We start from the raw sequence: 11,629 nt of genomic DNA on the forward strand, positions 1-11,629 counted from the left end.
ACGAGAACTTTCTATGTTAGTTTTTCTTATGCAGTCGGGAAAGATTTTTTACTTTCCTATCTGCCAATTCCACCTAAGCCTCTTTGACTAAGGAAACAATCTTCTCTGCACCATCCGCCATCGAATCAGCAGGAATTATATTTAATCCAGATTCATTTAAAATTTTCTTTCCTAAATCAACATTAGTACCCTCTAAGCGAACTACTAATGGTAGATTTAATCCGACTTCTTTAGTAGCTGCTACTACACCTTCAGCAATAACATCACATTTCATAATTCCACCGAAAATGTTAACAAAAATTCCTTTTACATTCTTATCGGACAAAATAATCTTGAATGCTTCTGTAACCTTTTCAGCAGTAGCACCGCCCCCAACATCAAGGAAGTTAGCGGGTTCACCGCCATAATGCTTGATGATGTCCATAGTAGACATTGCAAGGCCGGCACCATTAACCATACAACCGATGTTACCATCTAGAGCTACGTAGCTTAGGTCATATTTAGAAGCTTCAATTTCTTTTTCATCTTCTTCATCTAAATCACGGTATTCGATTACATCTTTTTGACGGTATAACGCATTATCATCAAAGTTCATTTTGGCATCTAATGCTAATACTTCACCATCTCCAGTTGTTACTAGCGGGTTTATTTCAGCAATAGAACAGTCCTTATCAACAAATGCTTGGTATAAGCCCATCATGAACTTAACTGCTTTACCATTTAATTCATCAGGAATATTAATATTAAAAGCTAGTCTACGAGCTTGATAAGGTAATAATCCAACAACAGGATCAATTATTTCTTTGAAAATCTTTTCAGGTGTTTCTGCTGCAACTTCTTCAATTTCAGTTCCGCCTTCTTCAGATGCCATCATGACAACACGAGAAGTAGCACGATCAAGGACTACCCCAACGTAATATTCTTTCTGAATATCACAGCCCTCTTCAATTAGTAAACGCTTAACTTCTTTACCTTCTGGGCCAGTTTGATGTGTAACAAGTGTTTTACCAAGAATTTCATTAGCATATGTACGAACTTCATCTAAATTCTTAGCTACTTTTACACCACCAGCTTTACCGCGTCCACCAGCATGAATTTGTGCTTTAACTACAGTTACTGATGTACCTAACTTATCAGCTGCCTCTACAGCTTCATCTACTGTATATGCAACATATCCATTAGGAACCTTTACACCATATTTGCGTAAAATTTCTTTCCCTTGGTACTCATGAATATTCATTCTTTGTCCTCCCATCAAAAATCACTGCATTTTCATTGTATTAAAAAACATATAATTGTACAAGAAAAGAGAAATTTTTTGTCGTAATTTATCTAATACTTATTCCTTAGTTCGATTTTTTTGTCCGTTTGATAGATAAATGCAAACACCTCTGCCACTGCCTGATACAAATCTTCTGGAATTTTCTCATTAATATCCAGTTCGGAAAGCAATTCAATAAGGGTCTTATCTTCTATGATTGGAATTTGATTTTCTTTTGCTTTATTTATGATATTATCAGCAACAAGTCCCTTACCTTTTGCGCTGACACGTGGTGTAAATTCTTTTTCTTGATCGTAGCTTAACGCAACTGCTTTTTGTCTATTTTCATTCATATTCGCAGGTCAACTCCCTGGTAAGTGGAATACTGATTATGATAGATAAACTTATTCTTTGAATGATCTAATTCTTGGCTTTTTAACGGTCTATGGCTGACACTCGACAAATGATAATTTATTTTTTCTAATCCTTCCTTCAACAAAGATTGTAAGGGTTTCATAATATTTTCTAATGGATTATCATTTAAAATGGTTAATGATATTGCCCGTTTTTGTACATGCATATCCACTACAGTCTTTTTAATTGTTGCAAGATCTAGATAAAATATAACTCGACAAAAATTGGGGTCAATCACTCCATTATCGTTTTTCTTTCCTTCAAAATTCAGTTCTACATCACTTTTTAACCCTAATTTGATTGCAGGGACTAGTAGATTAGCTTGAATAAATTTATCCGTCTCCTGTACGGATTGTAACTGCATTCCGTTGACAAAATGTAACAACTTATTGGCTTGATCCTGTATAAATCCATCACTTGATTGAACCAATGACAATAGTATCGCCTTTAATGAAGTAGCCGGATTATTTTCGTCATGCAAAATAGCTTTTTCATATTGCAATCCAACATTTTGTAATACATTTCTTGCCTGTTTAGCAAATATGTCCTTAATAAATTGATGTGTAAAACGATCGAGACCTTGACTATTAACTAATATCTCTAACTCCCGAAGTAAGTAGTGTAATTGCTGTGGATTATTAACGATAAGATTGTTTTTATTTTGCAACGGTTGAAAGACTTTTTGATCAACTTCTTTTATTAAACTGGCGAATACTTCCGGGGCCAAAGGTATCTTCTTCGCTATACTGGATTGTAGAGCCTCCCCAAATCTGTTTAGGATGGATACGACATTTTTGCGGATTGAATCGATAGTATATAGGTTCTGTAACTTATCCAGATTTACTAGCTGGTTTATTTCAGATAAATTTCCACTCAAAGCATTTTTTACCCGATTACCCCAATCCATAAACCGCGAATCCTGATCAATTATTTGGACGGACTTCATCAAATGGAATAACTCCTGATTTTCGGCAATAGCTTTTAGGTTTGGTACAATTTTATCTGGACTTAGTAACCTATGAAGCTGCTCTAATAATCTTGACTGAAGATGGTTCTGTGACGATGAAGAGGATATGGCATCATGATTTAATGCTCCAATTCTCTCTGAAAAGCTACTTGATAATCTTTCCTGTAGAGCCAGGAATATTGAAGTTTTGATTGGAAATCGTCTCACCATCATGTCATGTAAAACGTTCTGGGCCTGTCCTCTATCAGAAGCTCCTTCTAACAATACTATTGCACGGTGTAATTGGCTTTTATCAAAGGGAATTTTTTTCTCTAGAAGAGAACGCACAAAGTCCTGGTTTACTTTTGTCGCTTTAATCCCTAAATGCTGAAGTAATTCCAGAAGATTAGCTTGGTTTTTGTAAGTTAAAGCATCGCCCAATACCCTTAAATGGATCATATCTTCTGAGGATTGAACTTGGAAATGGTAATTTTCTCCAACCGCAAGTGAGGCTTCTAGCTGAGCTATTAATTTATTTGTCCCAAGCTGGATATTCGCTTTATTATTTGGGTATAGCTTTACTATTCTCCCTTGAATAATTTGACCTGTCCTGAGGGTTTGACCAGTTTCTTGTAGCATTGGCAATTGACTTCCTAACACTTTTTGAATACTCAACTAGATCACTCACTTCTAGATATTCTCTCTAACTGGGGCAAATGATTTGCGATGATATGGTGAAATACCATACTCTTTTAATTTTTCCATGTGATACTTTGTACCATATCCCATGTTAGATTTGAAATCATACATAGGATACTCTTCATGGATCTCATTCATTAACCTATCACGGGTAACTTTTGCTAATATACTTGCTGCAGCAATAGAAATACTCTTAGAATCTCCCTTTATGATATGTTCAGATGTACATGGAAGGTTATCTAACTTTACCGCATCGATGAGCACATGGTCAGCTGGTGGATTTAATTGTAACAACGCTTCTTTCATTGCAAGTTTAGTTGCTTCAAAAATATTGACCTTATCTATCATCCGACTATCTATTATTGATATTCCATAACTAATAGCACTTTCTTTAATAATGTCAAAAAATTCATTTCGTTTTGATACGCTAATCTGCTTAGAATCATTTAAACCTAGTAGCTTAAAATTATCAGGTAAAATAACTGCTGCAGCAACTACAGGTCCAGCAAGTGGGCCTCTCCCTGCTTCGTCAATACCAGCAATCAATTGCTTGCCTGCTAATCGACAATTTCGCTCGTATGTACACATTTCGTAAAAATCCTTTTCGAGCGCCTGCTTTTTAAGCTTATTTTTCTCATAAGTTGCTATCAACTGTTGTACACCTTTTCGCGTATCTTGTTTAAATAAGGCAATATCTGTTTCTGTTAAGTTGTCTTCACGAAGTAACGTTCTTATTTCAGTAATTGACTGTTTCGTCACGTAAGCACCTATCTCTCTCTTTTATATCGGCATAATATTAAATACGTAAATTTTTTATTTACTTCTAAAAATACAGGGTAGCAATCAATGTGGATTACTACTTGTTTACAAGCGAAAATTCCAAAAAGAAAAGACATCCATCGTATTTGACGTATGTCTTTATTGTCCATCTGTTGGTCTTTCTAAGGTAATATTTCCTAATCGACCCGTTCTCAAATCGCGGAGTATAAGGTCTGATACTTTATCAAGGTTAACAGTCCCACCACTTTCCAGTGCACCCCTTAGCTTTCCTATTTTAACAAAAATGTCCAACATGTCTTCTTCATGTGATTCAATTTGATAACGTTCCTCTAGCTGATTTGGATAATACTCTTTAAGATAATTGATGACAAATACAACTATATCTTGTAAGGAGAGTAATTGATCCTTTATTGTCCCAATTGCGGCCAAACGGTAAGCCACCTTTTGGTCCTCAAACTTTGGCCAAAGAATACCAGGTGTATCGAGTAAATCAAATTCCTTCTTTACCTTTATCCAAAGTTGTTGCTTTGTCACACCAGGGCGATCTCCCACTTTTGCTACTTTCTTATTTGCTAATCGATTTATTAATGTAGACTTTCCAACATTTGGAATACCAACAATCATTGCCCGTGCAGGCCTAGGTTTTATTCCCTTTTTCATTAATTTTTCTAGCTTTATTTGTCCTAATTCTTTAGCTTGCTGGATGACACGACTTATATCAGTTTTATCATTTACATTTACCGCTATTGCCGGAATATCGTTTTCTTTATAATATTCAATCCATTCATTTGTAACTTTTGGATCCGCTAAATCTCGTTTCATTAATAAGACCATTTTCGATTTATTTTGTAGTACTTGTCGTAGCATGGGATTTTGGGATGACAAAGGCGCACGCGCATCCACCAGTTCCATCACAAAATCAACAAGTTTAAGCTTCTCTTCAATTTCTCGTCTCGCTTTTGCCATATGGCCTGGAAACCATTGTATTGTCATACCATTTACTCTCCTATAAACTCAAATCGGTCAAATGGCCAGTAGATGACACTTGCTTTTCCAACAATCTGATCAATAGGTATTGGCCCAAGCAACCTGCTATCAGTTGAATTTGTCCTATTATCACCTAAAACAAAGACATGTCCTTCTGGCACTGTAGAATAATTACCTTTAATTTCTTCTAAAGTAAAATCATTCGTATGAATATCCATTTGATTCTCGGTAAAAAACTTTTCTTCTATAGGCTGACCATTTATGTATAAAATATTATCCTTATATGCAACATGTTCTCCAGGTAAGCCTATAACACGTTTAATAAAATCTTTTTGATCGTTTACATGAAACACTACTATATCAAATCGTTCTGGCTCATCGAACCTATACGTAAACTTGTTAACAATCATTTGATCTCGATCTTGAAGTGTTGGTTGCATGGAAGGACCATCAACAATAATTGGTGTAAATAGAAAGGTTCTAACTAGAAAGGCTAATCCAAATGCAATTAAAAGAGCCTTTGCCCAATCTAACCATTCACTCTTTCCTTTCGCCATACTCTAACCTCCGAAACCTACTAAGTATCTTATTCAAATACTTGAACCTATTATTTTATGTAAAAAGGAGCTTGAACAAAATACCAAGCTCCTTACAAATAATACATTTCGTTTTACAGTCTTATCGACGTTCTTTGATACGTGCTGCTTTTCCGCGTAGGTTACGAAGATAGTATAATTTCGCACGACGAACAATACCACGGCGAGTTACTTCGATTTTATCAAGACGAGGTGAATGCACTGGGAAAGTACGTTCAACACCTACACCATAAGAAATTTTTCTTACAGTAAATGTCTCGCTGATTCCACCGTTTTGACGTTTAATAACGACACCTTCGAATATCTGAATACGTTCACGAGTTCCTTCAACAACTTTAACGTGAACTTTTACAGTATCTCCTGGGCGGAAATCAGGATGATCAGTACGAAGTTGATCTTTTGTGATTTCTTCGATTAATTTTTGCATCCTGCTTCACTCCTTCCAAACCAATGCTCTTAATACATGATGGTAACAGCGGAACATCGTTTATATGCGCTTAATCTTCTTTTAGCACAATAAATAATATATCATAAGTAGTGGTAGACTTCAACTAGTTATTAAAAAAATATCCTTAAAATCACCTTTAGGATTTCAATCAAATCGCAGCTTGGAAACACTCCACTTTCCATGTATTCCAGCCGCTCAGTGTAACTATTAGCAAATATTCTTCCTATATAGTTATTATTTTACTTCTTTACTATCTATTTCTTTTAAAATCTTCTTATCTTGTTCTGTTAGAGGGTAGTACTCTAACAAGTCTTTTCGGCGTTGGTAGGTTCTTCTTAGAGATTCTTGGCGACGCCAGGTCTCAATTTTTGCGTGGTCACCTGATGTTAGAACCTCTGGGACTTTCATACCTCTGAAATTAGCTGGCCTTGTGTAATGTGGATGTTCCAATAAGCCAGTTGAAAATGAATCTTGTGGTGCAGATTCTTCGTTTCCAAGTACATCAGGTAATAGTCTAACAACACTATCAGCCACTACCATTGCACCTAGTTCCCCTCCAGTTAACACATAGTCACCGATTGAGATTTCGTCCGTCACAAGATGCTCACGGATTCGTTCATCATAGCCTTCATAATGACCACAAATAATAATAAGATGATCCTCTTTAGCTAATTCTTCTGCTTTTTTCTGTGTGTAACGTTCACCCTGCGGACACATTAACACAACACGGGGTACTGAATCTTTTTCTTTCGTAATCGATTCAACCGCATCAAATATAGGTTGGGGAGATAATACCATACCAGCTCCCCCACCATATGGATAGTCATCCACTTTATTATGTTTATTTTCTGTGTATTCTCGGAAATTTATTAAATTATATTGAAACTTATTTTTATCTTGGGCTTTTTTTAAGATAGAAGTATTAAAAACACTTTCAATCATTTCTGGGAACAATGTTAGGATGTCAATTTGCATTATTCTAGCAGCCCTTCCATAGGTTCTATAATAATACGCTTTCCTTCTACATTAATATCAATTACAACATCTTCAATATAAGGAACTAATATATCTTTACCTTTAGATGGTTTCACTACCCATACATCGTTAGCACCGGGTGATAGTATTTCTTTTACAAGCCCTAAAGAATTACCATCACTCGTAAATACTTCACAACCTATGATTTCATGATAATAGTATTCGTTTTCTCCTAGCTCTGAAAGCTGTGATTCTGGTATTTTCAAGCTTGAGCCCTTAAAATGCTCCACATCATTTATATTATTTAAACCCTTAAAATGTACTAAATCAAATCCTTTATGGATTCTATGTCCATCAATAATTAGTTCCGTAACAACCTTATCAGCCGTAACAAGATAAAGTGTGTTTCCAAGATCAAACCGCTCTTCAAAATCACTTACTCGAAGAACCTTAACATCTCCGCGAATTCCATGTGTATTTATAATTTTCCCAACAGTAAACATTTTTTCTTTCATTTTCTCTCACCTACTAGTTATCAATCCGAACAACAACTCCATCTTTAATGATGATAGCTGTTTGTTCCATAATCTCATTCCAATGCGTTCCCTCTTTTACCTCAACAAGAGCTTCAACTTCACTTTCAACAATTTCGCTTCCAATTTCTAGCATTTCCAATTGTTCTATTTTAAAAGCTGCTAACTTAACTTTTTCTTTGCGATTTTTAATTTCTTGTTGGAAACGATCATGGAGTTCTTGTTTGGAAATACTTTTTTTATTTTGTAATTTTCGTTGTTCGAATAACAGCTGTTGACACTCTTGTTCAAGTCGCATTATGTGTTTATTAAATTTTTCTTGTAATACAGATTTACTTTTTTCGGAAATAACTTGCTTAATAACAACCTTTTTTATTATTTTCATGTGTATTCCTCGCTCTCGGACCATTCTCAATGTGAGATGGAATTATTTAATTAACCCGCGGAATTTACCGTTTATCCGGGTAGCTCAGAGCATTAAAAAGTTTTATTTCTTATCTAAAAGCAACCTCTGTAAATGTGGAAAAAGGGAAAGGTTTCCCTTTCCCTTTACATGATATCTAAATAGATTCGTTTATTAGCATCTGACTTTGCTGCATAAACAACTGTACGAATCGCTTTTGCAATACGTCCATTTTTTCCAATTACCTTACCAACATCTTGTTGATTAACAGTAAGATGGTATACAATTTTTGTATCTTCTTCTCTTTCTGTTACAGTGACATCTTCAGGATAATCTACCAATGGTGTTACAATCGATTCAATTAGGGCTTTCATGATATCACACCACTTTACTTATTAGTTTTTTGTTCGTGGAATTTCTTCATGATGCCTTCTTTTGAGAATAAGTTACGTACTGTATCACTTGGCTTAGCACCTTTTGTCATCCAATCAAGTGCTTTTGCCTCATCTATTTTAACTTCAACTGGATCAACTACTGGATTATAAGTTCCAATTTGTTCAATAGAACGTCCGTCACGAGGAGAACGTGAATCTGCTACAACAATACGATAGAAAGGATTTCTTTTAGAACCCATACGTTTTAAACGAATTTTTACTGCCATTACTTGCACCTCCATTATTTTGTTCTCACAAGAATTGATTTTAACAGAAAGTTTTTGGTCTGTAAAGTGTTTTTACATTACATGTTGTTTTTTCAATATACTTATTCTATTTTCCCAACTTTTCATTTCCCTTACAAGCCCTCTACTTATTACTTAAAAAGGGTTGAATGGCATTTTGAAGCCTTTTCCTTTTTTGCCTTTTTGCATATTGGTCATTTGTTTCATCATTTTTTTCATTTCTTCAAATTGTTTTAGCAAGCGATTCACTTGAGACACGGACGTTCCAGAACCTTTGGCAATTCGCTTTTTGCGATTTGCATTCATAATGCTTGGATCTTGACGTTCCTGTTTGGTCATTGATTGAATGATGGCTTCTACATGAACAAGTTGTTTTTCATCAAATTGAACGTTTTTTAACCCTTTCATTTTATTAGCACCTGGTATCATAGCCAATAAATCTTCTAAAGGTCCCATTTTTTTAACTTGACTCATTTGCTCTAAAAAGTCATCGAAGGTAAAGCTTGCATTTCGCATTTTCTCTTCTAAATCCTTAGCTTGCTTCTCATCGACTGATGCCTGAGCCTTTTCAATTAGCGTTAATACATCACCCATCCCTAATATTCGGGATGCCATACGTTCTGGGTGAAACGCCTCTAATTGGTCAAGTTTCTCACCCATACCAGCGAACTTTATGGATTTACCGGTAACTGCCTTAATTGATAAAGCAGCTCCGCCACGTGTATCACCGTCAAGCTTCGTTAAAACAACACCAGAAATATCTAATTGCTCATTAAAACTTTCCGCAACATTAACAGCATCTTGCCCTGTCATTGCATCAACCACAAGGAAGATTTCGTCCGGTTTAACTGTTGCTTTTATCTGAGCTAATTCTTCCATTAAATCTGTGTCAACATGTAGTCTACCAGCAGTATCAATTAGCACATAATCATAATGTTCCTCTTTTGCTTTCGCAATAGCATTCTTGGCGATATCAACTGGATTTGCTTCCGTACCCATAGAAAATACAGGCATATTTAATTGAGAACCAAGTGTCTCTAATTGTTTAATAGCAGCAGGTCGATAAACATCACATGCAACTAGTAGAGGTGAGCGATTATACTTCTTCCTAAGAAGGTTCGCCAGTTTACCAGTTGTAGTTGTTTTACCGGCACCTTGTAATCCTACCATCATAATAACTGTAGGGGGGCGATCACTTACAGCAATCTTACTTTGCTCCCCACCCATTAGTTCTGTCAGTTCTTCTTTTACAACCTTGATTACCTGTTGACCGGGTGTAAGGCTTTCCATTACCTCTTGACCAATTGCTCGTTCTTTAATACGCTTGATTAAATCTTTAACCACTTTAAAGTTAACATCAGCCTCAAGTAATGCTAAACGAATTTCCCGGGTCATTTCTTTTACATCTTGTTCTGAAACTTTCCCTTTACCTGTGATTTTTTTAATCGTATTTTGCAGGCGATCAGCTAGTCCCTCAAACGCCATAAAAGGTGTCCCCCTAATCTAATTCTTTTAGTTGGTTTATATATGTTGTAAACTGTTGATTTTCTGAGTCTGAGATTTGCTCCTCAATCTTTTGAATTAATTTCATTCGTTTCTCAAACTTATCATATAGATGTAATTTCTTTTCATAGGATTCTAACATTGTTTCCGTTCTTTTAATATTGTCGTAGACAGCTTGCCTGGATACATTTGCTTCTTCCGATATTTCCCCTAAAGAATAGTCCTCAAGATAGTACATCTCCATATAATTACGCTGCTTTGGGGTTAATAATGCTTGGTAAAAATCTAATAAATAATTCATTCTAGTCGTTTTATCTAGCATAATACCACCCCTTGTTAAGTGAAAATCCTTTACATTTTATCTTAACGAACGAAATATTGTTTTGCAAGTATAAGTTACCTATTCTTCCATTGGTTCTTCTAACATATCAGCAAATAATCCATAAACAAACGCGTTCGCGTCAAATTTCTGCATATCTTCTGCTTTTTCACCTAAACCAACAAACTTTACAGGAATATTTAATTCATGGCGAATCGCTAGGACAATACCACCTTTCGCAGTACCATCTAGCTTCGTTAACACGATTCCAGTGACATCGGTAGATTCTGAGAAGGTTTTTGCCTGACTAAGGGCATTTTGACCAGTAGTTGCATCTAATACCAGTAGTACTTCATGTGGAGCGCCAGGAACTTCTCTTTCAATAACTCGTTTCACCTTTGATAACTCATTCATAAGGTTAACTTTATTTTGTAATCTTCCTGCCGTATCACAGAGCAATACATCGACTTCACGAGATTTTGCAGCTTTAATTGCATCAAAGATAACAGCTGCCGGGTCACTTCCAGCGCTTTGTTTAATGACTTCAACACCGGCACGTTCACCCCATACTTCTAATTGTTCTATTGCACCCGCACGGAACGTATCCCCTGCGGCTAACATAACAGATTTACCTTCTTCCTTTAATCGATGTGCTAATTTACCAATTGATGTTGTTTTTCCAACACCATTCACACCTACCACAAGAATAATCGTTAAACCATCTTCTAGCACATTTAATGTTTCGATTTCTTCGTCATCGTCACCGTAATAGATGTCAACCAGTTTTTCAGAAATTACTTCTTTAACTTCTTTTGTTTCTTTAATTTTGCGACGTTGAACCTCAAATTTCAATTCATCAATTAAATCCATTACAGTCATCACACCAACATCTGCAGAAATGAGCACTTCTTCTAATTCCTCAAAGAAGTCTTCATCCACTTTACGGTAACGCGCTATTAGATCATTAATTTTCCCAGAGAAGGATGTTCTTGTTTTTTCCATACCTTCTTTATATTTAGCCGATACTTCCTCTTCATTTTCTTGTTTGAATTTATTCTTTAGTTTTTGAATAAAGCTCATGAACTT

General features: G+C 35.6%; 15 protein-coding genes. All 15 read right to left on the reverse strand.

Annotated elements, in window-relative coordinates; all coding sequences use genetic code 11:
* Nucleotides 1-73: 73 nt before the first annotated feature.
* The 15 genes from sucC to ftsY all read right to left on the reverse strand — a co-directional run bounded on the left by sucC (nucleotide 74) and on the right by ftsY (nucleotide 11,623).
* On the reverse strand, nucleotides 74-1,240 hold the full coding sequence (gene sucC / locus TY11_RS08045; RefSeq protein ID WP_042144857.1) for an ADP-forming succinate--CoA ligase subunit beta: 1,167 nt from the start codon (nucleotides 1,238-1,240) through the stop codon (nucleotides 74-76).
* A 92-nt stretch (nucleotides 1,241-1,332) separates the two neighbouring features.
* A complete protein-coding gene (locus TY11_RS08050) occupies nucleotides 1,333-1,614 on the reverse strand; it encodes an EscU/YscU/HrcU family type III secretion system export apparatus switch protein (protein WP_042144859.1) in 282 nt (93 codons plus the stop codon).
* A complete protein-coding gene (locus TY11_RS08055) occupies nucleotides 1,611-3,296 on the reverse strand; it encodes a TP0910 N-terminal domain-containing protein (protein ID WP_155982684.1) in 1,686 nt (561 codons plus the stop codon). Before TY11_RS08055 ends, TY11_RS08050 begins: the two co-directional genes overlap by 4 nt.
* A gap of 15 nt (nucleotides 3,297-3,311) precedes the next feature.
* Nucleotides 3,312-4,079 carry a ribonuclease HII gene (rnhB, locus tag TY11_RS08060; protein WP_042144862.1) on the reverse strand — a complete coding sequence of 256 codons (768 nt, stop codon included), beginning with the start codon at nucleotides 4,077-4,079 and terminating at the stop codon, nucleotides 3,312-3,314.
* Nucleotides 4,080-4,238: 159 nt separating this feature from the next.
* Nucleotides 4,239-5,093, reverse strand: a complete 855-nt coding sequence (gene ylqF / locus TY11_RS08065; RefSeq protein WP_042144865.1) for a ribosome biogenesis GTPase YlqF — start codon at nucleotides 5,091-5,093, stop codon at nucleotides 4,239-4,241.
* 5 nt (nucleotides 5,094-5,098) lie between these two features.
* The gene (lepB, locus tag TY11_RS08070; RefSeq protein ID WP_042144868.1) at nucleotides 5,099-5,644 is read right to left on the reverse strand and encodes a signal peptidase I; all 546 of its coding nucleotides are present in this window, start codon (nucleotides 5,642-5,644) and stop codon (nucleotides 5,099-5,101) included.
* A gap of 121 nt (nucleotides 5,645-5,765) precedes the next feature.
* A complete protein-coding gene (gene rplS / locus TY11_RS08075; protein WP_042144870.1) occupies nucleotides 5,766-6,110 on the reverse strand; it encodes a 50S ribosomal protein L19 in 345 nt (114 codons plus the stop codon).
* A 255-nt stretch (nucleotides 6,111-6,365) separates the two neighbouring features.
* A complete protein-coding gene (gene trmD, locus TY11_RS08080) occupies nucleotides 6,366-7,106 on the reverse strand; it encodes a tRNA (guanosine(37)-N1)-methyltransferase TrmD (RefSeq protein ID WP_042144872.1) in 741 nt (246 codons plus the stop codon).
* Nucleotides 7,106-7,621, reverse strand: coding sequence for a ribosome maturation factor RimM (rimM, locus tag TY11_RS08085; protein WP_042144875.1), 516 nt, complete (start codon nucleotides 7,619-7,621; stop codon nucleotides 7,106-7,108). The genes trmD and rimM overlap by 1 nt, the downstream gene beginning before the upstream one ends.
* 13 nt (nucleotides 7,622-7,634) lie before the next feature.
* Nucleotides 7,635-8,024 carry a YlqD family protein gene (locus TY11_RS08090; RefSeq protein ID WP_042144877.1) on the reverse strand — a complete coding sequence of 130 codons (390 nt, stop codon included), beginning with the start codon at nucleotides 8,022-8,024 and terminating at the stop codon, nucleotides 7,635-7,637.
* A gap of 164 nt (nucleotides 8,025-8,188) precedes the next feature.
* Nucleotides 8,189-8,416, reverse strand: coding sequence for a KH domain-containing protein (locus TY11_RS08095; protein WP_042144880.1), 228 nt, complete (start codon nucleotides 8,414-8,416; stop codon nucleotides 8,189-8,191).
* A 14-nt stretch (nucleotides 8,417-8,430) separates the two neighbouring features.
* Nucleotides 8,431-8,703: a 30S ribosomal protein S16 gene (gene rpsP / locus TY11_RS08100; RefSeq protein ID WP_026906094.1), complete on the reverse strand. Its 273-nt coding sequence runs from the start codon at nucleotides 8,701-8,703 to the stop codon at nucleotides 8,431-8,433.
* Between the two features lie 153 nt (nucleotides 8,704-8,856).
* On the reverse strand, nucleotides 8,857-10,206 hold the full coding sequence (ffh, locus tag TY11_RS08105; protein WP_042144881.1) for a signal recognition particle protein: 1,350 nt from the start codon (nucleotides 10,204-10,206) through the stop codon (nucleotides 8,857-8,859).
* Nucleotides 10,207-10,219: 13 nt separating this feature from the next.
* Nucleotides 10,220-10,546, reverse strand: coding sequence for a putative DNA-binding protein (locus TY11_RS08110; protein WP_042144883.1), 327 nt, complete (start codon nucleotides 10,544-10,546; stop codon nucleotides 10,220-10,222).
* A 78-nt stretch (nucleotides 10,547-10,624) separates the two neighbouring features.
* Entirely contained in the window at nucleotides 10,625-11,623 is a 999-nt protein-coding gene (ftsY, locus tag TY11_RS08115) for a signal recognition particle-docking protein FtsY (protein WP_042144885.1), read from the reverse strand.
* Nucleotides 11,624-11,629: the final 6 nt, after the last annotated feature.

Origin of the sequence: Paucisalibacillus algeriensis (assembly GCF_000577245.1) — a bacterium.
In the GTDB taxonomy this organism is placed as follows: domain Bacteria; phylum Bacillota; class Bacilli; order Bacillales; family Amphibacillaceae; genus Ornithinibacillus.